This is a genomic window from Sphingobium sp. Leaf26, from assembly GCF_001421665.1.
Classification (GTDB): domain Bacteria; phylum Pseudomonadota; class Alphaproteobacteria; order Sphingomonadales; family Sphingomonadaceae; genus Sphingobium.
On sequence record NZ_LMKV01000012.1, the window covers coordinates 520,285 to 543,498 of the forward strand.

Annotated in this window: 27 protein-coding genes and 1 tRNA gene; 18 read left to right on the plus strand and 10 right to left on the minus strand. The window is 65.0% G+C overall.

Features of this window, described 5'->3' with window-relative positions; genetic code table 11:
• Window positions 1-75 precede the first annotated feature (75 nt).
• The 5 genes from ASE85_RS11425 (at window position 76) to ASE85_RS11445 (ending at window position 5,627) form a co-directional block, all read left to right on the plus strand.
• On the plus strand, window positions 76-264 hold the full coding sequence (locus ASE85_RS11425) for a hypothetical protein (protein WP_056687919.1): 189 nt from the start codon (window positions 76-78) through the stop codon (window positions 262-264).
• A 5-nt stretch (window positions 265-269) separates the two neighbouring features.
• A complete protein-coding gene (locus tag ASE85_RS11430) occupies window positions 270-2,099 on the plus strand; it encodes a hypothetical protein (protein WP_056687922.1) in 1,830 nt (609 codons plus the stop codon).
• A gap of 34 nt (window positions 2,100-2,133) precedes the next feature.
• Window positions 2,134-3,066, plus strand: coding sequence for a tyrosine recombinase (locus ASE85_RS11435; protein WP_056687925.1), 933 nt, complete (start codon window positions 2,134-2,136; stop codon window positions 3,064-3,066).
• Window positions 3,067-3,076: 10 nt separating this feature from the next.
• The gene (locus ASE85_RS11440; protein WP_056687928.1) at window positions 3,077-4,021 is read left to right on the plus strand and encodes an acetyl-CoA carboxylase carboxyltransferase subunit alpha; all 945 of its coding nucleotides are present in this window, start codon (window positions 3,077-3,079) and stop codon (window positions 4,019-4,021) included.
• Window positions 4,022-4,148: 127 nt separating this feature from the next.
• Window positions 4,149-5,627, plus strand: a complete 1,479-nt coding sequence (locus ASE85_RS11445) for a M48 family metalloprotease (RefSeq protein ID WP_056687931.1) — start codon at window positions 4,149-4,151, stop codon at window positions 5,625-5,627.
• A 168-nt stretch (window positions 5,628-5,795) separates the two neighbouring features.
• Here ASE85_RS11445 and ASE85_RS11450 read toward each other — a convergent pair whose 3' ends face one another.
• Together ASE85_RS11450 and ASE85_RS11455 are read right to left on the minus strand one after the other, a co-directional pair.
• Window positions 5,796-5,957, minus strand: a complete 162-nt coding sequence (locus tag ASE85_RS11450) for a Flp family type IVb pilin (RefSeq protein ID WP_056687935.1) — start codon at window positions 5,955-5,957, stop codon at window positions 5,796-5,798.
• 139 nt (window positions 5,958-6,096) lie between these two features.
• The gene (locus ASE85_RS11455) at window positions 6,097-6,282 is read right to left on the minus strand and encodes a Flp family type IVb pilin (RefSeq protein ID WP_056687938.1); all 186 of its coding nucleotides are present in this window, start codon (window positions 6,280-6,282) and stop codon (window positions 6,097-6,099) included.
• A gap of 82 nt (window positions 6,283-6,364) precedes the next feature.
• On the opposite strand from ASE85_RS11455, the gene ASE85_RS11460 reads away from it, so the two are divergent.
• Window positions 6,365-6,772, plus strand: a complete 408-nt coding sequence (locus ASE85_RS11460; protein WP_056687940.1) for a (deoxy)nucleoside triphosphate pyrophosphohydrolase — start codon at window positions 6,365-6,367, stop codon at window positions 6,770-6,772.
• Window positions 6,773-6,940: 168 nt separating this feature from the next.
• On the opposite strand, the gene bfr is transcribed toward ASE85_RS11460, so the two are convergent.
• The 3 genes from bfr to ASE85_RS11470 all read right to left on the minus strand — a co-directional run bounded on the left by bfr (window position 6,941) and on the right by ASE85_RS11470 (window position 9,041).
• Window positions 6,941-7,420, minus strand: a complete 480-nt coding sequence (gene bfr, locus ASE85_RS11465; protein WP_056687943.1) for a bacterioferritin — start codon at window positions 7,418-7,420, stop codon at window positions 6,941-6,943.
• A gap of 149 nt (window positions 7,421-7,569) precedes the next feature.
• The gene (locus ASE85_RS22415) at window positions 7,570-7,740 is read right to left on the minus strand and encodes a (2Fe-2S)-binding protein (protein WP_082462762.1); all 171 of its coding nucleotides are present in this window, start codon (window positions 7,738-7,740) and stop codon (window positions 7,570-7,572) included.
• A gap of 59 nt (window positions 7,741-7,799) precedes the next feature.
• Window positions 7,800-9,041 carry a DUF418 domain-containing protein gene (locus ASE85_RS11470; RefSeq protein WP_056687946.1) on the minus strand — a complete coding sequence of 414 codons (1,242 nt, stop codon included), beginning with the start codon at window positions 9,039-9,041 and terminating at the stop codon, window positions 7,800-7,802.
• A gap of 151 nt (window positions 9,042-9,192) precedes the next feature.
• On the opposite strand from ASE85_RS11470, the gene ASE85_RS11475 reads away from it, so the two are divergent.
• The 3 genes from ASE85_RS11475 to ASE85_RS11485 all read left to right on the plus strand — a co-directional run bounded on the left by ASE85_RS11475 (window position 9,193) and on the right by ASE85_RS11485 (window position 12,196).
• Entirely contained in the window at window positions 9,193-9,972 is a 780-nt protein-coding gene (locus tag ASE85_RS11475; RefSeq protein ID WP_056687949.1) for a methyltransferase domain-containing protein, read from the plus strand.
• 89 nt (window positions 9,973-10,061) lie between these two features.
• Entirely contained in the window at window positions 10,062-11,480 is a 1,419-nt protein-coding gene (locus ASE85_RS11480; protein ID WP_162237442.1) for a GGDEF domain-containing protein, read from the plus strand.
• A 191-nt stretch (window positions 11,481-11,671) separates the two neighbouring features.
• Entirely contained in the window at window positions 11,672-12,196 is a 525-nt protein-coding gene (locus ASE85_RS11485; RefSeq protein WP_235523496.1) for a GNAT family N-acetyltransferase, read from the plus strand.
• 35 nt (window positions 12,197-12,231) lie between these two features.
• Here ASE85_RS11485 and purL read toward each other — a convergent pair whose 3' ends face one another.
• Together purL and ASE85_RS11495 are read right to left on the minus strand one after the other, a co-directional pair.
• Window positions 12,232-14,409: a phosphoribosylformylglycinamidine synthase subunit PurL gene (gene purL, locus ASE85_RS11490; RefSeq protein ID WP_056687958.1), complete on the minus strand. Its 2,178-nt coding sequence runs from the start codon at window positions 14,407-14,409 to the stop codon at window positions 12,232-12,234.
• 415 nt (window positions 14,410-14,824) lie between these two features.
• Window positions 14,825-15,208: a hypothetical protein gene (locus ASE85_RS11495; RefSeq protein WP_056687960.1), complete on the minus strand. Its 384-nt coding sequence runs from the start codon at window positions 15,206-15,208 to the stop codon at window positions 14,825-14,827.
• Window positions 15,209-15,489: 281 nt separating this feature from the next.
• On the opposite strand from ASE85_RS11495, the gene ASE85_RS11500 reads away from it, so the two are divergent.
• From ASE85_RS11500 to queA, 5 genes are all read left to right on the plus strand, one after another.
• On the plus strand, window positions 15,490-15,744 hold the full coding sequence (locus tag ASE85_RS11500; RefSeq protein WP_056687963.1) for an exodeoxyribonuclease VII small subunit: 255 nt from the start codon (window positions 15,490-15,492) through the stop codon (window positions 15,742-15,744).
• 5 nt (window positions 15,745-15,749) lie between these two features.
• Window positions 15,750-16,667: a polyprenyl synthetase family protein gene (locus tag ASE85_RS11505; protein WP_056687966.1), complete on the plus strand. Its 918-nt coding sequence runs from the start codon at window positions 15,750-15,752 to the stop codon at window positions 16,665-16,667.
• Between the two features lie 5 nt (window positions 16,668-16,672).
• A complete protein-coding gene (coaD, locus tag ASE85_RS11510) occupies window positions 16,673-17,185 on the plus strand; it encodes a pantetheine-phosphate adenylyltransferase (protein ID WP_056687969.1) in 513 nt (170 codons plus the stop codon).
• A 97-nt stretch (window positions 17,186-17,282) separates the two neighbouring features.
• The gene (locus ASE85_RS11515; protein ID WP_056687972.1) at window positions 17,283-18,038 is read left to right on the plus strand and encodes a peptidylprolyl isomerase; all 756 of its coding nucleotides are present in this window, start codon (window positions 17,283-17,285) and stop codon (window positions 18,036-18,038) included.
• A gap of 90 nt (window positions 18,039-18,128) precedes the next feature.
• Window positions 18,129-19,169, plus strand: coding sequence for a tRNA preQ1(34) S-adenosylmethionine ribosyltransferase-isomerase QueA (gene queA / locus ASE85_RS11520; RefSeq protein WP_056687975.1), 1,041 nt, complete (start codon window positions 18,129-18,131; stop codon window positions 19,167-19,169).
• A gap of 162 nt (window positions 19,170-19,331) precedes the next feature.
• On the opposite strand, the gene ASE85_RS11525 is transcribed toward queA, so the two are convergent.
• A complete protein-coding gene (locus tag ASE85_RS11525; RefSeq protein WP_056687978.1) occupies window positions 19,332-19,517 on the minus strand; it encodes a hypothetical protein in 186 nt (61 codons plus the stop codon).
• A gap of 141 nt (window positions 19,518-19,658) precedes the next feature.
• Here ASE85_RS11525 and ASE85_RS11530 point away from each other — a divergent pair, with 141 nt between their 5' ends.
• A complete protein-coding gene (locus ASE85_RS11530) occupies window positions 19,659-19,913 on the plus strand; it encodes a hypothetical protein (RefSeq protein ID WP_056687981.1) in 255 nt (84 codons plus the stop codon).
• Window positions 19,914-19,917: 4 nt separating this feature from the next.
• Here ASE85_RS11530 and ASE85_RS11535 read toward each other — a convergent pair whose 3' ends face one another.
• On the minus strand, window positions 19,918-20,256 hold the full coding sequence (locus ASE85_RS11535; RefSeq protein WP_056687984.1) for a DMT family protein: 339 nt from the start codon (window positions 20,254-20,256) through the stop codon (window positions 19,918-19,920).
• 122 nt (window positions 20,257-20,378) lie between these two features.
• Window positions 20,379-21,311 carry a DUF2171 domain-containing protein gene (locus tag ASE85_RS11540; protein WP_056687986.1) on the minus strand — a complete coding sequence of 311 codons (933 nt, stop codon included), beginning with the start codon at window positions 21,309-21,311 and terminating at the stop codon, window positions 20,379-20,381.
• A 235-nt stretch (window positions 21,312-21,546) separates the two neighbouring features.
• Between ASE85_RS11540 and ASE85_RS11545 the strand changes: the two genes are divergently transcribed.
• The 3 genes from ASE85_RS11545 to ASE85_RS11555 all read left to right on the plus strand — a co-directional run bounded on the left by ASE85_RS11545 (window position 21,547) and on the right by ASE85_RS11555 (window position 23,201).
• Window positions 21,547-21,622, plus strand: a tRNA-Ala gene (locus ASE85_RS11545).
• 67 nt (window positions 21,623-21,689) lie between these two features.
• On the plus strand, window positions 21,690-22,472 hold the full coding sequence (locus tag ASE85_RS11550) for an NUDIX hydrolase (protein ID WP_056687988.1): 783 nt from the start codon (window positions 21,690-21,692) through the stop codon (window positions 22,470-22,472).
• Between the two features lie 3 nt (window positions 22,473-22,475).
• Window positions 22,476-23,201 (plus strand): extensin-like domain-containing protein, encoded by a 726-nt coding sequence (locus ASE85_RS11555; RefSeq protein ID WP_056687991.1) that lies wholly within the window; start codon window positions 22,476-22,478, stop codon window positions 23,199-23,201.
• Window positions 23,202-23,214 lie beyond the last annotated feature (13 nt).

Genomic DNA, 23,214 nt, shown 5'->3' on the forward strand with positions numbered 1-23,214 from the left:
CAGCCGTCACAGAGGCAAATCGCATCTTTTCCTTTCCCCCGGCCAAGTTTCCGGGCCAGTCATAGCCAAGGACTTATGAAGAATAATCGCAACTTCAGCAGTTTCGAGGGCGGCCAGCGTCGCCGTGGCACCCGCCTGCCGATCATTCCCATCGCTTTGGTCCTGTTGCTTGTCGCACTGCTGGCCTTTTTCTGGTCGCGCGGTGGTGAACAGCCGCAGCAGCGCGTCGAAAAGGTGATCCCCGCCGAGAAGCTGGGCCAGTAAGGCGGATGCGCTGGCCGCGGGCGAACGCGAAATGGGCGCTGGGTAGCTTTGCGCTGGCGCTGACGCTGCCGGTCGTCGCGCAGCAGGCGCCCGAATCGCTATTGCCGCCCGGTTTCGGCGACGCGCCCGAAGCACCGCCCGCGCCGCGCCCGGCCCAGCCAGCGTCGGGTGCGCCTGTGGCCGTCCGGCCGCCGGGTGCTGCGCCGTCCGCCCCCATGGTGCAGCCGCTCAATCCGGCGGTACCGCCCGACCTGTCGCTGGTGCAGAATGCGGCCGAAGACGCGCTGACGCCCGAGGAAATCGCGGCGCAGAAGGCAAAATATGACCTGCCCGAAACGGCGCGTCGGTCGCTCGACCGGATCGGGCCGCTGACGCCGCAGACGCGCGGGTTCGAGCCGGATGCCTTTGGTGGTGAGTCCGGCAAATATCTGGCCGCGCTGATGAAGCAGACCCACGCGCCGATCGTGTCGCGCTGGGCCTCCATCCTGCTGCGCCGGGCGCTGATGACGGCGGTGGATACGCCGCGCGACATAGATGGGGCGGACTGGGCGGCGGAACGCGCCTGGCTGCTGCTACGCATGGGCGAGGCGGACAATGCCCGGTTGATGGTGCAGAGCGTGGATGCGGATCGCTATTCCCCGCGCCTTTATGCCGTGGCGATGGAAACCTATCTGGCGGCGGCCGATCCGGCGGGGCTTTGCCCGCTGTCGGCGGGGGCGCTGCGGTTCAGCAAGGCGCCGGGATGGGACATGACGCGGGCGATCTGCCCGGCGCTGTCGGGCGATCAGGGCACGGCCAGCGGCGCGCTCAATCAGGCGCAGCGCAAGGGCGTGGTGCGCGGCATCGACTATCGGCTGGCCGAGAAGGTCGTCGGCACCGGGTTCAATGCGCGCCGTTCGGTGAAGATCGAATGGGACGGCGTGGATCGGCTGACGGCCTGGCGCTTTGGTCTGGCGACGGCGCTGAATGTCGAGATACCCGATACGCTCTATGGCACGGTTGGTCCGCATGTGCGGGCATGGGAAGCGCGCGCGCCTGCGTTGAGCGCGGTGAAGCGTCGGCCCGGCGTGGAAATCGCGGCGCGGCTGGGCGTGCTGTCGAGCGCGGCGCTGGTCGGCTTCTATGGCCAGTTGGGGACGGATGGCGATGCACCGGCCGATGCCGCCGACCGGATCGAGTCGCTGCGCACGGCCTTTTCCGGCGCGACCGTGGGCGACCGGATCGGCGCGATGCACAGCATGTGGGGCGAGAACGGCAAGCCTGATTATCTGGGCCTGATCGCGACGGCGCGGGCTGCGGCGGCGCTGCCGGTGGCGCAGGCCGATGCGCAGGATGCGGCCAATCTGGTCGGGTCCATGCTGACGGCGGGCTATGACCGCAACGCGGCGCGCTGGGCGCGGGCGCTGGGGCAGTTGGACGGGGCTGGGGCCTCGCAATTCTGGGCGCTGCTGGCAGTCGGTGCGCCGAGCGTGAGCGTCGAGATCAACAGCAGCCGCGTGTCCGGCTATGTCGGCGATGTGGGCGCGGACAAGGGGCGGATGCTGATTGCGGCGCTGGCGGGGCTTTCGCGCCTGTCGGCGTCCGATGCCGCCACGTTGGCGCAGGATAATGGCTTTGCGCTGGGCGCGAACAGTCGCTGGGCGCGCGCCATCGGTGCGGCGGCGCAGCGGGGCGAGAAAGGCACGGTCGCGTTGCTGGCGGCGGTGGGGATGCAGGGCAGTGACTGGAGCCGGCTGCCGGCCGGGCACCTCTATCATGTCGTAGCCGCGCTGCATCGCGTGGGGCTGGACCCCGAAGCGCGGATGATCGCGGCCGAGGCGATCAGTCGCGCCTGACCATGACAGCGCCTGACCATGACAGCGCCTCACCATGACAGGGGATGACGCCGTCCTGATCGACCGCTTTCTGGAAATGATGGCGGCGGAGCGCGGCGCGTCCCGCAATACGCTGCTGGCCTACCGCGCCGACCTGAATGGCGCGGGCGACCTGCTGGGCGGCCTCGCGGGGGCGAGCAAGGACGGGTTGGGGACGCTGGCCGCGGCCTGGGCGGAACTGGCCGCGTCGTCCGTGGCGCGCAAGGCGTCGGCGTTGCGGGCTTTTTACGGCTTTCTGGAGGAAGAGGGGCTGCGCGCCGACAATCCTTCCGCCGCGTTGCCGCGACCGGTCACACGCCGCGCCTTGCCGAAGATATTGTCGGTGGCGGAGGTGGACCGATTCTTCGCGACGATCGCCGAACGGTTGGCGGTGGAGCATCCGGTGCCGGCGGACCTACGGCTCGCCGCGCTGATCGAGCTGCTTTATGGGTCGGGATTGCGCGCGACCGAACTGGTGTCGTTGCCGCGCCGGGCGCTGTCGCATGACCGGCCGTTCCTGATCCTGAAGGGGAAGGGCGCGCGCGAGCGGCTGGTGCCGATTTCGGATCGCGCGCGGGCCGCCGTCGCCGCCTGGCTGCCGCATGTGCCGGTGGACAGCATATGGCTGTTTCCTTCGGGCAAGAGCCATTTGAGCCGCATCCGGCTGTATCAACTGGTCAAGGCATTGGCGGCGGCGAGCGGCATCGCGCCGGAGCGGGTCAGCCCCCATGTGCTGCGCCATGCCTTTGCCACGCACCTGCTGGAGGGGGGGGCGGATCTGCGTGCGTTGCAATCCATGCTGGGCCATGCGGACATTGGCACGACGCAAATCTATACCCATGTGGATAGTCGGCGGCTGGTCGAACTGGTCAACCAGCGGCATCCGCTGGCGGGGATGAGCGCGAAGAAGCCGCATCCGCGCGTTGACGGCGACGCGCCAGCGCCTTAACGCACCGGCCATGGTAAGCTTTCTGGAATTCGAAAAGCCGATCGCTGAGCTGGAAGCGCGCATCGTCGAACTGCGCGCCACCGCCAGCGTGGGCGACATCAACATCGACGGCGAGATCGCGACGCTGGAACAGCGCGCGGCCAAGCTGTTGTCCGACACCTATGCGAAGCTGACGCCCTGGCAGAAGACCCAGGTGGCGCGGCACGCCGAACGCCCGCACTTCAAGGACTATGTCGCGGGCATGTTCGACAATTTCATGACGCTGGCGGGCGATCGCGCCTTTGCCGACGATCAGGCGATCATCGGCGGCTTCGCCACGCTGGGCGAGCGCAAGGTCATGGTGATCGGCCATGAAAAGGGCGACGACACCGCCAGCCGCGTGCGCCACAATTTCGGCATGGCCAAGCCCGAAGGCTATCGCAAGGCGATCCGCCTGATGGAACTGGCCGACCGGTTCGGCCTGCCGGTGGTGAGCCTGGTCGATACGTCGGGCGCATTCCCCGGCGTGCAGGCGGAAGAACGCGGCCAGGCCGAAGCGATCGCGCGCTCGACCGAGGCCTGTCTCAAGCTGGGCGTGCCGATGGTCGCGGCCGTGGTGGGCGAAGGCGGTTCGGGCGGCGCGATCGCGCTGGCCGCCGCGAACCGCGTGTTGATGTTCGAACATGCGATCTATTCGGTGATCTCGCCCGAAGGCTGTGCGTCGATCCTGTGGCGTACCGCCGACAAGGCGAGCGACGCGGCGACGGCGATGCAGGTGACGGCGCAGCACCTGAAAGCGTTGGGCGTGATCGACCGTATCGTGTCGGAGCCGGTGGGCGGCGCGCATCGTGACCCGGTGCAGGCGATCGCCAATCTGGGCGTAGCGATCGAGGCGGAACTGGATGCGCTCGACGGGATGTCGGCGGATGCGCTGCGCACCGACCGGGCCGACAAGTTCCTCGCCATCGGGGCCTGACGGAATCTTGGCTGGACCCCGGCCTTTGCCGGGGAACAGGCTCCATTGACCGTTTAACGACTGGCCTTTTCTGGAACGGCTCGCCATGTCCATCGTTACGTTGGGGTAACGTCGAGGGTGGAGAGACATGGACTGGAAGTGGAAGCTGGGCGCTGCGGGCGCGGTGCTGGCGATGGCGGCGAGTGCGCCTGTGGTGATCGGGCAGCAGCGGGCGATTCGCACGGTGTCGAACATCAGCGCGCAGGACAAGGCAAGCGGCGCCAAGCAGCATCCTGAACTGCTGAAGGAGTTTGGCGGCGCCTATGCGGGACCGCAGGCCAAATATGTCGAGGGTGTGGGGCGGCGCATCGCGGTGCAATCCGGCCTGTCCAATGCGCAGGGCGACTTTACCGTCACGCTGCTCAATTCACCGGTGAACAATGCCTTCGCCATTCCCGGCGGCTATGTCTATGTCACGCGCCAGTTGATGGCGCTGATGAATGACGAAGCGGAACTGGCCGGCGTGCTGGGCCATGAGGTGGGCCATGTCGCGGCTCTGCATGGCCAGCGGCGACAGAAGGCGGCGCAGCGCAATGCGGTCGGTGGTGCATTGCTGGGCGCGCTGGCGGGCGCGTTGCTGGGCGATTCGGGCTTTTCGGGGCTGATTCAGAAGGGGATCGGCACCGGCAGCCAGTTGCTGACGCTCAAATTTTCGCGCACGCAGGAATATGAGGCCGACGACCTTGGCATCCGCTATCTGGCGAGCGGTGGTTATGATCCGCGCGCGCTGTCCGACATGCTGGCATCGCTGGCCGCGCAGGGCGATCTGGACGCACGGGTGACGGGTAACGCCCGGTCGACGCCGGAATGGGCGAGCACCCATCCCGATCCGGGCGCGCGCGTGCAACGGGCAGCAAGGGCGGCCGAAGCGACGCGGGTGAGCAGCAAGGTGCGCAATCGCGACGCCTTCCTCAATGCGGTGGACGGCGTACTCTATGGTGACGATCCCAAGCAGGGTGTGATCGAGGGCAATCGCTTCCGTCACCCCGACCTGCGCCTGAGCTTTGCCGTGCCGAGCGGGTTCGGCATGGAAAATGGCGCGGATGCGGTGTCGATCACCGGATCGGGCGGGCAGGCGCAATTCAGCGCCGCACCCTATTCCGGCAATCTGGATGCCTATATCAACAGCGTCTTCGCCAAGCTGGGTGGCGGCGATGGCGGCGTGCCGGCGGGTGAGGTCAACCGTACGACGATCAACGGCCTGCCCGCCGCCTATCGCACGGTGCGGGCTTCCACCCAGTCGAGCCAGGTGGACGCGACCGTCTTCGCCTATGATTTCGGGGGCGGAAAGGCCTATCATTTCCTGGTGCTGACGCCGGCGGGGCAAGGGCTTGGCGCCTTCAGTGCGATGGTCCAGTCGATGCAGCGGTTGAGCGTGCAGGAGGCGGCGGCGATCAAGCCCCGCCGGGTCGATGTGCTGACGGTGAAGACCGGCGATACGGTGCAGTCGCTGGCCAAGCGCATGGCCTATAGCGATTATCAACTGGACCGGTTCCTGACCATCAATGCGCTGAGCGCGAACAGCGTGTTGCGGGCGGGCCAGCGGGTGAAGATCGTGACATGGTGATCGCTTAGAGCAGGTTCCGATCCGATTGCATCGGACCGATTGCTCCAAGTTTTTAATTTGCCGCGTTTTCCGAGTCAGCAGGTGATTCCACCTGCTTGGAAAACGCTTTTAACGAAAGGAGGCGGCGGAATTGCTTCCGCCGCCTCCTAATTCGACAAACGTCTGGGCTTACTTGAGGTTGCCCGAGACGTTGTTGAAGGTCGAACCCAGCTTGGTGCCCAGGCTGGTCATCGCGCCGATGGCGGCGACGGCGATCAGAGCGGCGATCAGGCCGTATTCGATCGCGGTTGCACCCTTTTCGTTCTTCAGCATCTTACGGATGAACTGCATGTGACGTCTCCTTGGAATGGATTACTACGTTTAACTACCCGGCCGCCCCGCATGGATAATTCGTGGTCAGCAAGGATCGAATTAGAGAAGTCCGGTTGAAAAACTCTTAATGCGGACAGTGTCTGTCAAATATTGATGGTTAATGCTTGGTAACTTCGGTTGCGACGTTGTTCCACATGCCGGTGGTCTTGTTCGCGACGTTATTGAGCGCGGCAATCATGGCGAGTACGACCATCGCGATAATCAGCGCATATTCGACGGCCGTCGCTCCGCGTTCGCATCGCGAGAGCTTCCATCGGGCGATGATTTCGACAAGCGCGCGCATATGATCCCCGTTTCGCTACAGACAGTCCCCGATCAACGTGTAAAGGAAGCACGGTTAACAAAGCCCTCCCGACTGGACCGATATGCCCCCTTTTTCTCCCTTGCTGGTGGTAGCCGTAGCGTTGGTGGACGCCGATGGGCGCGTGCTGCTGCAACAGCGGCCACCGGGGAAGGCGATGGCCGACCTGTGGGAATTTCCCGGCGGCAAGGTGGAGCCGGGCGAAACGCCTGAAGCGGCGCTGGTTCGCGAACTGGAAGAGGAACTGGGGATCGAGACGCATGCCAGTTGCCTGGCGCCTGCGACCTTTGCCAGCGAGCCGCTGGGCGACCGGCATCTGTTGCTGCTGCTCTATGTCTGTCGCAAGTGGAAGGGCATGCCCGAGGCGCGCCATGCGACCGCTCTCAAATGGTTCAAGCCGGCGCAGATGTATGCGCTGGACATGCCGCCGGCGGACCTGCCGCTGATCGGGCTGATCGAGGCGCTGCTGTAAAAGCAAAGGGGCGCCCGGATGGAGTGCCCCCTTATTTGGATCAAGATTGGCGTTCCCCGGGGCAGGGCGGGGTTCAGTTCAAAGCGTGGAACTGGACCCCGGCCTGCGCCGGGGAACGTGATCAATAAGTCGGTCTGATCGCGCGCGCCGGACCGAACAGGTCAGGAATCAGTCTTCCTTGGCCTTGCTCTGCAACTGGACATAATTCTGGATGCCCATGCGTTCGATCATTTCGAACTGGGTTTCCAGCGTGTCGACATGCTCTTCCTCGCTTTCGAGGATATATTGGAACAGGTCGCGGCTGACGAAATCCTTGATCGATTCGCAATAGGCGATGGCTTCGCGCAGGACCGGCAGCGCCTCATATTCCAGTTCAAGGTCGGCCTTGAGGATTTCCTCGACCGTTTCGCCGATCTTCAGGCGACCGAGCAACTGGAAATTGGGCAGGCCGTCGAGGAAGAGGATGCGTTCCGCCACCTTGTCGGCATGCTTCATCTCATCGATGGACTCTTCATATTCGAACTTGGCCAGCTTCTCGATGCCCCAATGTTTGAGGACGCGATAGTGCAGGAAATATTGGTTGATCGCGGTCAGCTCGTTCTTGAGCACCTCGTTCAGATATTCGATGACTTTCAGATCGCCTTTCATGGCGCTTTACTCCGGCAATGGGGGTTGCCGGCCCGTATATCGTTTCGGACAGGAACTGTTAAGTCAAAAACCCTTGGAAATCAGGGCTTTTTTCATGCGCTATTGCGTCAAGGTCGCGATTGACCATTGAGGTTGATTCGCAATGCTATTCAGGCCGAGGCGCGTTCCGCCGCGATGATGGTGCGGGCGAAGGGGACGCACTGGCCGCATTTGGGGCGACGACCAAATCGGGCATAAGCGCTGCAAGGGGTATCGGCCCCGTTTCGCGCGGCTTCCCGTACATCCTTTTCCCGAATGGCATTACAAACGCAGACGACCATCGACCACACTCTCCTGACGAATCCGAGATAGCGTGTATGATAATGGGTCGCAATAGTATTCAGTCGCTTTTGCGAATCTTTTGCGATCGACCGTTGATGAGGCTGCGCCATAGCCATTCGGCCGGACCCAGCGCGAACCGATTCGCATAGGGACGCGACCAGGCCAGCATCGCGACCCAGCCGGCGAGAACGAAGAGCGGCAGGGCGGCGGGCGGTACACTGGCGAAGAGGCCGAGGCCCCAGCCGTAAAAGAGTGCGGTCATGACGAGGCTGGTGGCGAGATAGTTGCTGAGCGTGAGGCGGCCGGCGGCAGCGAGGCGGCCGACCAGTGGATGGCCAGGATGGCGGGCGGCAAGCCAGAGGATGAGCGCGGCCCAGCCAACGGTCAGCGGGATGCGGAAGGGCAAGGACCAGGCGAGGGCGACGCCATAGGCGGGGAGCGGCGCGAAGCCGCTGAGCGCTACCCAGAGCGCCAGCGCGGCCATGGGCGGTACGCCGATCAGGAAGCAATGGCGCGCAGTGCGGCGATATTGCTCCATGTCCCAGTTGCCGGTGAGGAAGCCGCCCTTCAGCATCGCCATGCCGAGCAGCATGAAGCCGAGCGTTTCAAAGGCGGTGAAAAGGAAGCCCCAGAGCCAGTCGCCCGGCAGGCCGATCAGCTTGTGCTGGAGGATGGTGGCGAAACTGCCGCGATAGGTGAGGATTTCCGCTTGCGTCGAGGGGCTGACGGGATCGGACAGGGCGGCCATGAAGGTGGCGTAGCCGTCCCGCATCGCGCCGGTGGCGTCTGGCGCGGCGGCGGCATGACCCCAGAGATAGAGGCTGGCGATGAAGGTGGCGCACAGCAGGAACTGGAGGAAGAAGAAGAGCAGGGCGCGCTTGACCAGGGCGAAGGGTTCGAGGTTGACGAACAGCAGCGCGAACAGGCTGACGAGCGCATAGACGCGCAGGATATCGCCCCACCAGAGCAGGAAGAAATGCGCGCAGCCCAGCACGAACAGCCAGCCGGCGCGGATCATCTGCGCCCGGCGGCCGTCGCGTCCGGCCATTTCTTCCCGGTCGATCAGCAACAGCATCGACGCGCCGAACAGCAGGGCGAAGAGGCCGCGCATCTTGCCGTCGATGAAGATGAGGCTGACTGCCCAGGCGACGATGTCGGCAAGCGAGGGCGTGCCCGCCACCGCCGGGTTGAAATAGGCGTTTTGCGGCAGGGCGAAGGCGGTGATGTTCATCCACAATATGCCCAGCACGGCGCAACCGCGCAGCACGTCCATGGCGGGAATACGGGGGGAGGCGGTCATGAGGCGGATGGTCCTGCTGATACTGGCCAAAAGGGCAAGGCTCTGCCAATGCGCCTAGAGCCTTTCCACAATCGGTGGAAAGACTCTTGTTTCCTGCGGCCGCATTTTCCAAGGCGTTAACCGTGACCGGTCAACTGAAAATGCTTCATCCATGAACGAGGCCCGCAAGCAACGGATAAGCGACGCATTCGGCGCGGCGGCGGCGCATTATGACGCCTATGCAGGGCCGCAGCGGCTGGCCGCTACATTGGTGGCGGACCTGGCGCAGCGGCAGCGGCCGGACGGGGTGACGCGGATCCTGGAGATTGGCTGTGGCACCGGCTTCTTGACGCGGGACATCCAGGCGCGCTGGCCGGGGGCGGAATTGACCGCGACCGATATTTCGCCCGGCATGCTGGAGCAGGCGGCGGCGAATGGCAGGGTGGCGGGCCGGTTCATGACCATGGACGGGGAAGCTCCGCTGTTCGATGGGCCATGGTTCGACCTGATCCTGTCCAGTCTGGCGTTCCAGTGGTTCGATGATCTGGAAGGCGGCATTGCGCGGCTGGCGCGGCTGTTGCGGCCGGGGGGGAGCCTGATCTTTTCGACCATGGGACAGGGCAGCTTTGCGCGCTGGCGCGCCGCCCATACGGCGTGCGGACTGGTGGCGGGGGTGCCGGACTATCCTTCACTCGATGCGCTGCGGGGCATGGTGGGGAGCCATGCGGACGGGTTTGCCTTTGATGAGGATTATGCGCTGGCCTGCGGCGGGGCGCGCGGGCTGATCGCGCATTTGAAGGGCATTGGTGCGGTGGTGCCAAGCGAAGGGCACAGGCCGCTGACGCCGGCCGACCTGCGCCGGGTGATGGCCGCGTTCGAGGCGGACGGCGGCGATGATGGCTATCAGATTTTGTTCGGCCGGGTGACGCGGCCGCTGTCGGGGACGGCCTGAGGAAAGATTAACTTTTTGCGGGTTAGGGTCGCGCCATGGAGATGGCAGGCGCCCTTGATCGCGCTTCAGCGCAGGCGAAAGTCCCGGCTATGCGCGTTGTCGCCTGGCCGCTGGCGTTCCTGTTGCTGCACGCCCTGCTGATCGGCCTTGCCGGTGACGAGGCCGAATCCGTCTCTCTCCACATGCTGATCGCGGCGCCGATGATGGCGGGGCTGGCATGCCTGTGGCGCGGATGGCGGGACGGCTGGGAAGGATGGGCGGCGCTGGCGATCGCCATGCCGCTCTGGGCCGGGGGCATGGCCGCGAGCATGGTCAGCATCGTCTGGCTGAGCGCGCAGGGCGAGGGCGGGGCCAGCATATTGCTCTATGTCCTCTACGGCGTGCCGCTGATCTTTGCGCTGGCCAGTCCGGCGGACGAGCCATGGCCGGTCCGGCTGGTCGATGGCGTGCTGGCGGCGGCGCTGGGCTATTTCTTCTTTCGCTACGTCTTCACCCAATCGACCCTGTCGGGCACCGGGGACGGGAATATCGCGGCGATCCGGCTGCTGTTCGATCTGGAAAACGCCTATATCGCCGCCTTCGCGCTGATCCGCCTGCTGGCCTGTCAGGATGCGCGTTTCCGGGGTTTTTTACGGACGCTGTGTCTTTATGCGGCGGCTTATCTGCTCGTGGCTTTCTACATCAATCATTTCGAATGGCAGACGGCGTTCGGTTCCTGGCCCGACCTGATGATCGACCTGCCCTTCCTGATGCTGGCGGTCCTGGCGATCATCGGGGGCGAGGGACAGGCGATGATGCGGACCGGGCGGCGTTTCGCCCATGTCGTGCGGGCGGGCAGTCCGTTGCTGTTGCCCGCGACGTTGCTGACGGTATCGGCGCTGTTGCTGCGGCAGGATGCGGGGCTGGCGGTGGCGGGGTGCATCATGGCGACGCTGGGCTATGGGCTGCGCAGCATATTGGTACAGTTGCGCAGTTATGACGAGCAGGACCGGCTGGAGCGTCTGTCGCACTTCGATGGGCTGACCGGCGTGGCGAATCGTCGCCGCTTTGACGAGATGCTGCGCCGCGAACTGGCGCGGATGCGGCGGCAGGGCGGGGCGCTGGCGCTGATCATGGTGGATATCGACCATTTCAAGCTGCTGAACGATCATCATGGCCATCTGGTGGGCGATGCGCGGTTGCAGGAGGTGGCGGCGACGCTGGCGGCCTGTGCGCGGCGGGGTGGCGATCTGGTGGCGCGCTATGGCGGGGAGGAATTTGCCGTGCTGCTGCCCGGCGCAGACGCTGTGGAAGCCGCCGAGGTGGCGGAACGGATGCGCGCGGCGGTGGAGGGGCGTGTCCTGGTGTCGCCGGCGCCGGACGGGGTGGTGACGGTCAGTATCGGGCTGGCGCAGGCCGGGGCGGGGGAGGAGGCGCAGGCGCTGGTCGACCGGGCGGACCGGGCCTTGTACGATGCCAAGCGTGGCGGGCGTAACCGGGTGGGGGTGGCAGTGATCGCGGGGGCTTAACTTCGCACATTTCCCGCAGATTGCGACATTTTATTGCGTGGGCCTGATCCTATCGGGAAGTGGGAGAGCCAGTATAGCGTGCCGGACGGGTGTAGGACAGAAGCCCTTCGACAGGCTCAGGGCGAACGCAGGTGGAGGCGCATCGGTCGGCTTGTTTGCAAGGCGCTTCCGGGCATGGCATGCGGAGCGCTATGTTGACCATTCGCTCTGCCGTCCCGTCTGATGCCGCCGTCTTGTCCGTGCTGAAACTGACGGCGTTCCGGCAGACCTTTCTGGATGACTTTGCCGTGCCCTATCCGCCGGCCGACCTCGCTGTGTTCGAGCAGGACAGTTATGGCGTGGAGCGTGTCGCGGCGGAACTGGCCGACCCGTCTCATGCGACCTGGGTGGCGGAAACGGCGGACGGGCAGATGCTGGCCTATGCCCATGTCGGCCCGTGCAAATTGCCGCATCCCGATGCTTCGGCGGATCAGGGCGAGTTGTACCAGCTTTATGCGCTCTATGCCGCGCAGGGGCAGGGTATCGGGCGGGCGCTGATGGATGTGGCGCTGGACTGGCTGGCGGCGGAAATGCCAGGGCCGGTGTGGCTGGGCGTCTGGTCCGGCAATGAGCGTGCGCAGGCGGTCTATGCCAAACGCGACTTCGTGAAAGTGGGCGATTATGGCTTTCGCGTCGGCGCGTGGACCGACGAGGAATATATTTACCGCCGGGGATAGGGCGGGAGCGGGCGCTGCTCCCGCTCCCTTATCCTTTACAGTTCGCTGTCCATGAGGGCGGGGAAGAAGCCTTCATGGGCGGTGCGCAGGGTTTCGAGGGCGACGCCCGCGACGGTGCCGCCGCCGACAGCGCCGATCTTCACCGCGCCGGGGACGTCCACGCCCGCCGCGGTGGTGACGACATAGCGGCCCTGATCCTCGCCAAAGGCCGACGCGGTGGTGAGCGTGACGTTCAGCGTCGCACCGATCCTGCCGGCGAGCGCCATTTCCGCGATCGTGACGATCAGCCCGCCGTCTGCGATGTCATGTACGGCGGTTGCCTTGCCGTCGGCGACCAGGGCGCGGACGATGTCGGCGTTGGCGCGCTCTGCGGCGAGGTCTACCTTGGGCGCTTCACCCGCTTCACGGCCGGCGATTTCGCGCAGCCAGATGGTCTGGCCGAGGTGCGAGCCTTCGCCACCGATGAGCCAGATGGCGTCGCCTTCAGCCTTGAACGCGACGGTCGCCATGACGTCCACATCCGCGAGCAGGCCGATGCCGCCGATCGCCGGGGTCGGCAGGATCGCCGAGCCGCCGCCGGTCGCCTTCGATTCATTGTAGAGCGACACGTTGCCGGACACGATCGGGAAGTCCAATGCGCGGCAGGCGTCACCCATGCCCTCCAGGCAGCCGGTGAGCTGCGCCATGATTTCGGGGCGCTGCGGGTTGGCGAAGTTGAGGCAGTTGGTGACGGCGAGCGGCGTGGAGCCGACGGCGCTCAGGTTGCGGTAGCATTCGGCGATCGCCTGCTTGCCGCCTTCATAGGGGTCGGCATAGCAATAGCGCGGCGTACAATCGGTGCTGATCGCGATGCCCTTTTGCGCGCCATGGACGCGCACGACGGCGGCGTCGCCACCGGGGCGCTGCACCGTGTCGGCGCCGACCATGTGGTCGTACTGCTCCCAGATCCAGCGGCGGCTGGCGATGTCGGGGCTGCCCATCAGCGTGACGAGGTCCGCGCCGATGTCGGCGCTTTCCGCGATGTCGCCCAGCGGTTCGACCTTCGACCACAGCTTATATTCGTCCTTCGGCATGGAGGGACGGTCGTAAAGCGGCGCGTCGTCGGCCAGCGGGGCGAGGGGGATGTCGCAGACGATCTCGCCCTTATGTTCCAGCACCATGCGGCCGGTGTCGGTGACATGGCCGATGACGGCGAAGTCGAGTTCCCACTTCTTGAAAATGGCTTCGGCGAAGTCTTCGCGGCCGGGCTTGAGCACCATGAGCATCCGCTCCTGGCTTTCCGACAGCATCATTTCATAGGTGGTCATGCCGGTTTCGCGCTGCGGCACGTCGTCCATCTTGAGGTGGAGGCCCACGCCGCCCTTCGACGCCATTTCCACCGAAGAGGAGGTAAGGCCCGCCGCGCCCATATCCTGAATGGCGACGATCGCGTCGGAGGCCATCAGTTCAAGGCAGGCTTCGATCAGCAGCTTTTCGGTGAAGGGGTCGCCGACCTGCACGGTGGGGCGCTTGGCGTCGGCGTCGTCGCCGAAATCCGCGCTCGCCATGGTCGCGCCATGGATGCCGTCACGGCCGGTCTTGGACCCGACATAGACGATCGGATTGCCGATGCCGCTGGCGGCGGAATAGAAGATCTTGTCGGTGTCGGCGATGCCCACGGTCATCGCGTTGACCAGGATATTGCCGTCATAAGCGGGGTGGAAATTCACCTCGCCGCCCACGGTCGGCACGCCCACGCAATTGCCATAGCCGCCGATGCCATGCACCACGCCGGCGATCAGATGCTTCATCTTGGGGTGGTCGGGGCGGCCGAAGCGCAGCGCGTTCATGTTGGCCACCGGGCGCGCGCCCATGGTGAAGACGTCGCGCAGGATGCCGCCGACGCCGGTCGCCGCACCCTGATAGGGTTCGATGTAGGACGGGTGGTTGTGGCTTTCCATCTTGAAGATCGCGGCCTGACCATCGCCGATATCGACCACGCCGGCATTTTCGCCGGGGCCGCAAATGACCTGCGGGCCGGTGGTCGGCAGCTTCATCAGGTGGATCTTGGAGGATTTATACGAGCAATGCTCCGACCACATGACCGAGAAGATGCCCAGTTCGGTCAGGTTCGGCTCGCGGCCGATCGCCTTCAGGACGCGGTCATATTCTTCCGGGCTGAGGCCATGTTCGGCGACGACTTCCGGGGTGATGTGGGGCGTGGTGCTGGACATGCCCGCGCCTTTAGCGAGGGCGGGCGCGCAGGGCAATGGTGGGCGTGGCGAATGCGTCGGTCGCAGCGCCTGTCCCGCCATGTCATCGGTTCATCCCGGCGGTAACCTTTCGTTAATCGCTTTCCCCAAAGTTCATGTCAGAGAGGGGTGGAGATTCGACGGAGATCGAGGCCACAGAGAGGTTTTCCATGCGAGGGAGTGACTTCTTTTATTTTTCCAGTCGTTGCAAGAAGCAGCGTCTGATGGAGCAGGCGTCCACATCGGAGCGCGCCAAGGCCGCACACCGGCGACTGGCGGCGGCTTATGCCAATCGCGCCGCGCTGGCGATGCTCAACAGCGAGTGACGGGCGACAGGCAATAAAAAGGCCGGACCTTCGATGAAGGCCCGGCCCGGTAATCAGGAAAGTCGTGCGACTCAGACGTGGCAGGCCTGCGCGCCCTTGCCCGGTATGGCGATGGTCACATCGTCGCCCGAACCCTTGACTTCATAGCCGCCCTCGGCGGTGAAGGGCTGGCCGGCTTCGGCAGCCTTGAGCGAGGTGGCGGTGCCGCCCTTTTCAGTGCGCAGCAGGGCGGTCTTGTCGTCGCTCATATAGTCGACGAAGATCAGGCTGTTGTCCTTGCAACGGAACTGCTTGTTGGCTTTCACCGACGGCGGCAGCTCGACCGGCGCGGCGTTGGCAAGTTGAGCCGCCATCGGGTCGGCAGGGCCGCCCACGACTTCGGGTTCGTCATTCTTGTTGCAGGCCGACAGCAAAGCGACGCTGGCGACGGCGATCAGGGGGAGATAATGTTTCATAGCGATCCTTTTATGTGCATGCGCAACATGGTGCGTCAACGCAAAACTGCGACGTTCCCGCTATGCCCCCTGAAATGAGGTCCTGACCGTTTGATGACAGCGATTGCGGTACGGAGTCATTTGGAAAATGCGCGAAAGAGCGCATTTTCGATGCCGCACCGGCCCGCGCTCTCACCCGACCGCCGGTCGAAGCCGCACCGGCCCGCATTTCCAAACAGCCTCCAAGGGCTTATTGCCGGGGCGGGCTTGACCGGGCGTGCAGTGGCGGCCAATGCAAAGCCATGGCTGAGGAAATTTCCACCCCCGACACCGAAACCCTGTCGTTCGAGGATGCGCTGCGCGCGCTCGAAACGATCGTCCGCCGGCTGGAAAGCGGCGACGTGCCGCTGGACGAGTCGATTTCGCTCTATGCGAAGGGCGAGGAACTGCGCAAGCGCTGTACCGAACGGTTGCAGGCGGCCGAGGCGCGGATCGCCAAGCTGACGGTCGACGCCAATGGCGCGGTGACCGGCGCCCAGTCCTTCGGCGCGGACTGATCCGCATGACGGGGGAAGTCGGGGCGGCCTCCGCAACAGCGCTGGTGACGGCGGCTGCGGCTGACGTCGCGCAGGCGATCGACACGGCGTTCGACCGGTTGTTGCCGGTGCCGCAGGATGCGCGCGCCCGCCTGTATGACGCGATGCGCCATGCGGCGATCGGCGGGGGCAAGCGGTTGCGCCCGCTGCTGGTGCAGGCGACCAGCGACCTGTTCAACATTTCCCGCGAATCGGCGCTGCGGGTCGGCCTCGCGGTCGAGTGCATCCATGTCTATTCGCTGATCCACGACGACCTGCCGGCGATGGATGATGACGATATGCGGCGCGGCAAGCCGACCGTGCACAAGGCGTTCGACGAGGCGACCGCGATCCTGGCGGGCGATTGCCTGCACGACCTGGCGTTCGATATATTGGCCGACGAGGAGACGCATCCCGATCCGTTCGTGCGGATCGAACTGGTCAAGGCGCTGGCCGCGTCGAGCGGGCCGGCCGGCATGGCGGGCGGACAGATGATGGATCTGGAAGCGGAAAAGACCCGCTTCGACCTCGCCACCGTGACGCGGTTGCAAAATCTCAAGACCGGGGCGCTGATCGCTTTCTGCGTGGAGGCCGCCGCGATCATGGCGCGCCTGCCGCATGAGGCGCGGACCGGGCTGCACGGCTATGCCCGCGACATCGGCCTGGCCTTCCAGATCGCCGACGACCTGCTGGATGTAGAGGGCGACGCGGCGCTGGCGGGCAAGGCGCTGGGCAAGGATGCGGCGGCGGGCAAGGAAACATTCCTGTCGTTGCTGGGCGTGGAGCGGGCGCGTGAACAGGCGCATATGCTGGTCGATCAGGCCAAGGCGCACTTGCACGGGCATGGCGCGGAGGCCGACCTGCTGCGCGCGATTGCCGACTATATCGTGGAGAGGGACCGCTAAAAGTCATGAGCAAGCAGCGTATCGGCGTCTATCCCGGCACTTTCGACCCCATCACATTGGGCCATATGGACATCATCCGGCGCGGCGCGAAGCTGGTCGACAAGCTGGTGATCGGCGTGACCACCAATATCAGCAAGTCGCCCATGTTCAGCGACGAGGAGCGGCTGGAGATGGTACGGCGCGAATGTGCGGGCATCGACACGGATATCGTCGTCACAGGCTTCAATTCGCTGCTGATGGACTTTGCCGAATCGCAGGGCGCCGGCGTCATCATCCGGGGGCTGCGCGCGGTCGCGGACTTCGAATATGAATATCAGATGGCGGGCATGAACCAGCAGATCAATGGCCGGATCGAGACGGTCTTTCTGATGGCGGACGTCGGATTGCAGCCGATCGCGTCGCGGCTGGTCAAGGAAATCGCGCTTTATGGCGGGCCGATCCACAAGTTCGTCAGCCCGGTGGTGCGCGACGAGGTGGTGGCGCGGGTCGAAAAGATCGGACGAAAAGGGACGGTTTGAGGCGCGCTCAGCGCTCGTTCAGTTGCCAATCGCGATCAGGGCGCTATCAGGGCGGCTTGGCCCTATGGCTTTTACGAGATCAAGGAACTGCTGCTCCATGCGTTTGACTAGCGCGCTCAAGACTCTGGCGATCACGTTCGCCCTTTCTGCGTCCGGCGTGGCTCTGGCCCAGGGTGGCGGGGGCGGCAATGGCGAAGAGATGAAGAAGGCCGAGGCCGCGGTACGGGCGCAGGACAATGCCAAGTCGCTGGGCACCGACCTGACGCCGAAGCTGCCGCCCGCCACCGTGCCGGCCGATCCGCAGAATATCTGGGATCTGGACCTGTCGAGCGGGGGCCGCGTGCGCATCCAGTTGCGCCCCGACATCGCGCCCAACCATGTCGAGCGGATCAAGGAACTGACGCGGCAGGGCTTTTACAACGGCCTGAAATTCCATCGCGTCATCCCTGGCTTCATGGCGCAGGGCGGCGATCCCAAGGGCGATGGCACCGGCGGTTCGACGTTGCCGGACCTGAAGGCCGAGTTCAATCCGATGCCGCATCTGCGTGGCACGCTGTCGATGGCGCGCGCGCAGGGTGAGGACAGCGCGAACAGCCAGTTCTTCATCGTGCTGCTGCCGCGCATGCAGCTCGACAAGAAATATACCGTCTTCGGCCGCGTGATCGAGGGCATACAATATGTCGACGCGATCCATCAGGGCGAGCCGCCGGCCGACCCGACGGTGATCCTTCAGGCGTCGATCGAGAGCGACGGCAAGCCGCCGGTGACGGCTGCGCCCCCGCCGCCGCCGGCACCGCCCGTGTCGATCATCGACACCCCCGCGCCCAAGAAGGTTGCGCCGAAGAAGAAATAAGCCGGTTCGGCTTTTGCTGTAGTTTCAAGGCCCCGGTCGCTTCTTTGGAGGCGAGCGGGGCCAAGCTGTTTGGATGAAGCGTTTCCAGCCATGCGCGTAGACCTGTTCGATTTCCACCTGCCACCGGACAATATCGCGCTGCGCCCGGCGTCTCCGCGCGACAGCGCGCGGATGCTGCTGGTGCAGGGCGATGGCGCGATGCAGGACCGGATCGTGCGTGACCTGCCGTCGATGCTGCGCCCCGGCGATGTGTTGGTGTTCAACGATACGAAGGTCATTCCCGCCCAGTTGGAGGGCATGCGGGGCGAGGCGCGGATCGGCGCGACGCTGCACAAGCGGCAGGGGCTGCGGCAGTGGCAGGCCTTCCTGCGCAATGCCAAGCGGGTGCGTGCCGGCGACCGGATCGATTTCGGCGCGGGCGTAACGGCGATCGCCGGGCCGCGCGACGAGGATGGCGGCGTGACGCTGGACTTCGAGGGCGACGAGCCGGTTGAGGTGCTGCTGGAGCGGGCGGGGCGGATGCCTTTGCCGCCCTATATCGCCAGCAAGCGCCCGACCGACGAGCGCGACCGCAGCGATTATCAGACCATGTTCGCGCGGGAGGATGGCGCAGTGGCTGCGCCGACCGCCGCGCTGCATTTCACGCCGGAACTGATGGCGGCCATCGCGGACGCCGGCATCGCCACCGAGACGCTGACGCTGCATGTCGGGGCGGGCACTTTCCTGCCGGTCAAGGCGGACGATACCGACGACCATCGGATGCACGCCGAATGGGGGCGGATCGATGCGGCGACGGCGGATCGGCTGAATGCGGCGCGGGCCGCGGGTGGTCGCCTGATCGCGGTGGGCACCACATCATTGCGGTTGCTGGAAAGCGCGGCGGGGGAAGATGGCTTGCTGCGCCCCTTTGCCGCCGAGACCCGCATTTTCATCACGCCGGGCTATCGCTTCCGGGCGGTGGACGGGCTGATGACCAATTTCCACCTGCCCAAGTCCACGCTCTTCATGCTGGTCAGTGCGCTGATGGGGACGGAGCGGATGCAGGCCGTCTATGGCCATGCGATCGAAACGGGATACCGTTTCTACAGCTATGGCGATAGCAGCCTGCTCCTGCCCGATCGCAGCGTTTAAAGCATATTCCGATCCGATTGCATCGGACCGGCTGCTCCAGGTTGTTGGTTTGCCGCGTCTTCCGGGCCAGCAGGGGATTCTACCCGGCTGGAAAACGCTCTAGTTTTTTGTTTTCGCATCATTTCAAGCGAAAAACAGGTGCCCAATTTTTCGCACGATGCTCTAGTTGCGAATGCGGTTGCGGGCGAAGCTGAACACGCCGTAGCCGACCGCCGCGAGCGTACCGATCTTGGCGACCGTCTTGATCGCGCCGGACGTCACATAGCCCAGAATCGCGCCCTTGACGCCGCTGTCGCCGTCCTTGCGATCGATGGCTGCGCCGACGAGCGTACCTACCAGATTCTTCATATATGCTCTCCGTTGTTGCAGGAGGGCAGCGTTTTGGCGCGGTGAAAGTTCCGCCGCTGGTGCGGACGGTCCATTTGGTTCGCGGGTGAAACCTTTTGCGCCTCATGCGTTGTTTTAACAGGCAATATGAGGACAAGGCCCATGCAGACCGTTTCCCGCACGGCGCGGCCGCCCTTCGCATCGGGCTTCAGCCCGCTTTATCATGCCGGCGCCGCCAATCATTGCCCGTCCTGCACCCGCCAGCAATGGATCGTCGGGCGGATGGTCGCCGAATGCGCCTTTTGCGGCACGGCGCTGCCGCTCAAGCATTTCAGCACCTATAGCGCCAGCCCACGCTTCGCCTGCCAGGGGCCGAGTGGCGACGATAGGCCGGACGAATTGCGCCCGGTATCCTGAGCGATCAGGCGCGGCCGACGAACAGGAAGCCGACCGCGCCCATGATGCAGGCGAAGGCGGCGATGTGGCGCCAGTGGAGCGGTTCGCCCAGCACCGTGACCATGAATCCGCCGAAGATGATGAGCGCGATCGCTTCCTGCGCGACCTTGAGCTGGCCCGCGCTCCAGCCGCTGGCGAAGCCTATACGGTTGGCAGGAACGGCGAGGCAATATTCGAACAGCGCGATGCCCCAGCTTATCAGGATGACCAGAAGGATCGGCTTGTCCATCCCGCCCTTCAGATGCCAGTACCAGGCGATGGTCATGAAGATGTTGGAGATGATCAGCAGGATGATGGTCGGCATGACAGCAGACTCGCGCAGGGAGGGGCCGCTGCTTTGGCACCGGAGGTGGCTCCGGCGCAAGCGGGCATGAAAAAGGCCCGGCGTGGATGCGCCGGGCCTTTTTTCATCTTCAGGTGTGTGTATCAGCGATAGCGCGTGCTGCTGTCGCTGGTGTTGTTGCTGCTGGCACTGCTCTCGCTGCTCCAGCCGCCCTGATCGCGATCACGGTCGCCGAACAGCGCATTTTGCTCGCGCTCGGTGCGCCAGGCGTCCTGCGCCTGCTCGGCGGTCTTTTCCAGCGTCACCTTCGTCGCGTCGACGGACTTGATCCAGCTCGACGGGATGGAATGGTGGACGCCGCCGGCTTCGCTGTCGCTCTTGGTCAGGATGATGCGGTCGCCGCGCAGCTTGTCGACGGTGCCGACATGTGCGCCGTCGCTGCCGACCACTTCATGATGTTCGCGCACCTGCTGGATCGCCTGCCGCTGTTCGCCGCGACGGTTGCGCCAGGTGCCGAATTCGCTGTTGAAGCGGTCGCGATTGTCGCGCTGATATTCCGCATAGTCGCGGTCCAGTTCCTCGATCCGCTGCTGGCGCCAGCTATGGTAGTTGCTGTCATGATGCGCCCCATAATCCTGCTGCGGGCCGAAGGCGCGGACGCGGTGATCCTCGCTGGCATAGCCGCTGCGTTCGCCGGTATAGGGGGTGTAGCCGCGATTGGGGAGATAATCGCTGCGCGCCGCGCTGGCATATCCAAGGCGGCTCGACTGGTCGCGGGGGTCCCCATAGGGGCGGTTGTAATATTCGTCATATTCGCGGCGGCGCTCTGCTTCCTCATCGCCGAACCAGCTGCGGATTTCGTCGCCGGCGCGATCGAAGAAGCCGCGATCGTCATAATCATAGTCGCCGGGAGGACGGCGATAGTCGGGGCCGCCAAACTGTCCGCGCGTGCCGTAACGATAGCCCTGATCGCCGCGTCCATAGTCGCGCTGGCCGCGATAACGATCGCCTCCGCGATCCAGATTGCCCGAATACCGGTCTTCGCCACCATAGCGGCGTCCGCCTTGGTAACCCATCGTCCTTCTCCTTCTGCATTACGGCGCTGCATGGCACCAACGCAGCATCAATGAGTGGGCTGGGGGCATCGTTCCGGGCGTTACGCAGGGGTAATGTCCCGCCTTACGGGCGCTCTGTCGCGCCGGAAGGGTCGCCATCGGCGCGGGCTTGATGCAGATCAGTCGGCGGCCGCTTTTTTTGTGCAAAATGCTGTTGCAAGGGCCAAATCGCTATCCTATAGGCAGCGCTCCTTCGGGGGCCTTAGCTCAGCTGGGAGAGCGCGTCGTTCGCAATGACGAGGTCAGCGGTTCGATCCCGCTAGGCTCCACCAACCCCCTTCCCAGGGTTGATTCCGAAGGACTTTACCGCAAGCGCCGGATGCGCGTAGAGCGGTTTCCATGACAGATGAAAATAATGCGGCCGAGGATAAGGGCCGGCCGGCCGCCACGGTCGTCATCGTGCGCGACCGGCATGATGGTGCGCCCGAATTGCTGATGGTGGAGCGCGCGTCGAGCATGGCCTTTGCCGCCGGCGCGCTGGTTTTTCCCGGTGGGGCGGTGGATGACGCGGACCATGACCTGGCTGCGCGTATCGGGCATGGACTGGAACCGGACGAGGCGGCGGCACGGATCGCCGCCATTCGCGAGACGATCGAGGAAGCGGGGCTGGGGATCGGCCTTACCGGCGCGGTGGATGCGGCGGCGGTGCTGCGGCTGCGCGACGGGCTGCACGACGGGCGCATTTTGGGTGACATGCTGGAGCGGCTGGGGCTGGGGATCGCGCTGGATGCGCTGACGCCCTTTGCGCGCTGGCATCCCGCGCCGTTCGAGCAGGCGCGGCGGGTGTTCGATACGCGCTTCTATATCGCCCGCGCGCCCGAGGGGCAGGTGGCGAGCGTCGATACGACCGAAAATGTCCGGCTGTGCTGGAGCAGTGCGGCCGACACGCTGGCCAAGGCGGCGGCGGGCGAGGTGCAACTGGTGTTTCCGACGCGGCGCAATCTGGAGCGGCTGGCGCTGCATGATGGTTATGTGGCGCTGATCGAGGATGCGGGCGCTTATCCGGTCGAGAAGGTGCGGCCGTGGCAGGAAGAGCGGGACGGGGAGGCGCATTTGTGCATCCCCGATCATCTGGGTTATCCGGTGACGGCGGAACCCATGGCCCGCATCCGGCGTGCCTAGACTGTGCGACGATTGCATCTGACCCTGCGCCGCCTGCTCTGGCTGGTAGCCTTCGTTTGTGTTGCCCTGCTGGCCTATGGCGCGATGCGGCAGCGGCCGCAGGATCTGCCCTGGACGCCATTGGATATGGACCAGCCCGTCGGCCTGTTCACCGGGCGCAAGCTGGCGGCGTTGACCGGCGATGCGGCAGGGTGCGGGGCGTTGCTCGACCGGGCGGGGGTGGATTATGTCGCGATGGAGCCCGGCGGAGCGGGGCAGTGCCGCTATGCCGATGCGGTGCGGTTGCGCGCTGACAAGGGCGCGATCGCGCTGGCGCCGGCGGCGGTGGCGCCTTCCTGCCCGGTGGTGGCTGCGTTGAAGCTATGGGAGTGGCAGGTGGTGCAGCCAGCCGCCCAGCGTATCTATGGCGCGCCGGTTCGGTCGATCCGCCATTTCGGCAGCTATAGCTGTCGGCGGATGTACGGGCGCAGCGCGGGCGATTTCAGCGAGCATGCGACGGCGGATGCGATCGACATTGCGGCCTTCGTGCTGAAGGACGGGCGGCAGGTGAGCGTGCTCAAGGACTGGAAGACGTCGGGCAAGGACGCGGCGTTTTTGCGCGCGGTGCGGGACGGGGCATGCGGCCTGTTCTCGACCGTGTTGTCGCCGGACTATAATGCCGCGCATCGCGACCACTTCCATCTGGATCAGGCGGAGCGCGGCGCGATGGGGTGGCGGGCTTGCCGGTAGGACTGCCGTCTTT

What these genes read in the sequence shown, in the direction of transcription:
- ASE85_RS11425 (WP_056687919.1), top strand. Translation starts at nt 76, where the DNA reads ATGAAGAATAATCGCAACTTCAGCAGTTTCGAGGGCGGCCAGCGTCGC.
- ASE85_RS11430 (WP_056687922.1), top strand. Translation starts at nt 270, where the DNA reads ATGCGCTGGCCGCGGGCGAACGCGAAATGGGCGCTGGGTAGCTTTGCG.
- ASE85_RS11435 (WP_056687925.1), top strand. Translation starts at nt 2,134, where the DNA reads ATGACAGGGGATGACGCCGTCCTGATCGACCGCTTTCTGGAAATGATG.
- ASE85_RS11440 (WP_056687928.1), top strand. Translation starts at nt 3,077, where the DNA reads ATGGTAAGCTTTCTGGAATTCGAAAAGCCGATCGCTGAGCTGGAAGCG.
- ASE85_RS11445 (WP_056687931.1), top strand. Translation starts at nt 4,149, where the DNA reads ATGGACTGGAAGTGGAAGCTGGGCGCTGCGGGCGCGGTGCTGGCGATG.
- ASE85_RS11450 (WP_056687935.1), bottom strand. Translation starts at nt 5,957, where the DNA reads ATGCAGTTCATCCGTAAGATGCTGAAGAACGAAAAGGGTGCAACCGCG.
- ASE85_RS11455 (WP_056687938.1), bottom strand. Translation starts at nt 6,282, where the DNA reads ATGCGCGCGCTTGTCGAAATCATCGCCCGATGGAAGCTCTCGCGATGC.
- ASE85_RS11460 (WP_056687940.1), top strand. Translation starts at nt 6,365, where the DNA reads ATGCCCCCTTTTTCTCCCTTGCTGGTGGTAGCCGTAGCGTTGGTGGAC.
- bfr (WP_056687943.1), bottom strand. Translation starts at nt 7,420, where the DNA reads ATGAAAGGCGATCTGAAAGTCATCGAATATCTGAACGAGGTGCTCAAG.
- ASE85_RS22415 (WP_082462762.1), bottom strand. Translation starts at nt 7,740, where the DNA reads ATGGTCGTCTGCGTTTGTAATGCCATTCGGGAAAAGGATGTACGGGAA.
- ASE85_RS11470 (WP_056687946.1), bottom strand. Translation starts at nt 9,041, where the DNA reads ATGACCGCCTCCCCCCGTATTCCCGCCATGGACGTGCTGCGCGGTTGC.
- ASE85_RS11475 (WP_056687949.1), top strand. Translation starts at nt 9,193, where the DNA reads ATGAACGAGGCCCGCAAGCAACGGATAAGCGACGCATTCGGCGCGGCG.
- ASE85_RS11480 (WP_162237442.1), top strand. Translation starts at nt 10,062, where the DNA reads ATGCGCGTTGTCGCCTGGCCGCTGGCGTTCCTGTTGCTGCACGCCCTG.
- ASE85_RS11485 (WP_235523496.1), top strand. Translation starts at nt 11,672, where the DNA reads ATGTTGACCATTCGCTCTGCCGTCCCGTCTGATGCCGCCGTCTTGTCC.
- purL (WP_056687958.1), bottom strand. Translation starts at nt 14,409, where the DNA reads ATGTCCAGCACCACGCCCCACATCACCCCGGAAGTCGTCGCCGAACAT.
- ASE85_RS11495 (WP_056687960.1), bottom strand. Translation starts at nt 15,208, where the DNA reads ATGAAACATTATCTCCCCCTGATCGCCGTCGCCAGCGTCGCTTTGCTG.
- ASE85_RS11500 (WP_056687963.1), top strand. Translation starts at nt 15,490, where the DNA reads ATGGCTGAGGAAATTTCCACCCCCGACACCGAAACCCTGTCGTTCGAG.
- ASE85_RS11505 (WP_056687966.1), top strand. Translation starts at nt 15,750, where the DNA reads ATGACGGGGGAAGTCGGGGCGGCCTCCGCAACAGCGCTGGTGACGGCG.
- coaD (WP_056687969.1), top strand. Translation starts at nt 16,673, where the DNA reads ATGAGCAAGCAGCGTATCGGCGTCTATCCCGGCACTTTCGACCCCATC.
- ASE85_RS11515 (WP_056687972.1), top strand. Translation starts at nt 17,283, where the DNA reads ATGCGTTTGACTAGCGCGCTCAAGACTCTGGCGATCACGTTCGCCCTT.
- queA (WP_056687975.1), top strand. Translation starts at nt 18,129, where the DNA reads ATGCGCGTAGACCTGTTCGATTTCCACCTGCCACCGGACAATATCGCG.
- ASE85_RS11525 (WP_056687978.1), bottom strand. Translation starts at nt 19,517, where the DNA reads ATGAAGAATCTGGTAGGTACGCTCGTCGGCGCAGCCATCGATCGCAAG.
- ASE85_RS11530 (WP_056687981.1), top strand. Translation starts at nt 19,659, where the DNA reads ATGCAGACCGTTTCCCGCACGGCGCGGCCGCCCTTCGCATCGGGCTTC.
- ASE85_RS11535 (WP_056687984.1), bottom strand. Translation starts at nt 20,256, where the DNA reads ATGCCGACCATCATCCTGCTGATCATCTCCAACATCTTCATGACCATC.
- ASE85_RS11540 (WP_056687986.1), bottom strand. Translation starts at nt 21,311, where the DNA reads ATGGGTTACCAAGGCGGACGCCGCTATGGTGGCGAAGACCGGTATTCG.
- ASE85_RS11550 (WP_056687988.1), top strand. Translation starts at nt 21,690, where the DNA reads ATGACAGATGAAAATAATGCGGCCGAGGATAAGGGCCGGCCGGCCGCC.